Origin of the sequence: Pseudomonas sp. EL_65y_Pfl2_R96 (assembly GCF_963970905.1) — a bacterium.
Classification (GTDB): domain Bacteria; phylum Pseudomonadota; class Gammaproteobacteria; order Pseudomonadales; family Pseudomonadaceae; genus Aquipseudomonas.
On record NZ_CAXAQH010000353.1, the window covers coordinates 1 to 452 of the forward strand.

The 452-nt window shown below is 59.3% G+C and carries 1 protein-coding gene; it reads left to right on the plus strand.

From position 1 onward, the window contains the following. Positions 1-452: 2OG-Fe(II) oxygenase family protein (locus AACY49_RS31005; protein WP_339528135.1), on the plus strand; the 452-nt coding region annotated here is incomplete at both ends.

Genomic DNA, 452 nt, shown 5'->3' on the forward strand with positions numbered 1-452 from the left:
GAACAATACGAGGCCTATGTCGAGGAAATGTTCCGCGTCGGTCGCCATCTCATGGGCCTGCTTGCTCTGTCGCTCGATCTGCCAGAGGACTATTTCGCCAAGGGACTGGAGGAGCCGCTCTTTAATTCCCGCCTGCTACGCTACGCGCCGCAGCCCGCAGACGCCGCGTTCAACCAGATCGGCGCCGGCGCCCATACCGATTGGGGTATGATCACGATCCTTCTCCAGGATAACATCGGTGGTCTCGAGGTGGAAAATGCGGCGGGCGAATGGATTTCGGCCCCGCCGATCCCAGGCGCCTTCATCATCAATCTTGGCGAAATGGTGCGGATTCTGAGTAATGGCCTCTATCATGCGAACATGCACCGCGTGCTCAACAAGCAGAGCGGCGTAGACCGCTTCTCGGTGCCGACGTTCTTCGACCCGGGCTACTTCTATGAGGTGAGCTGCGC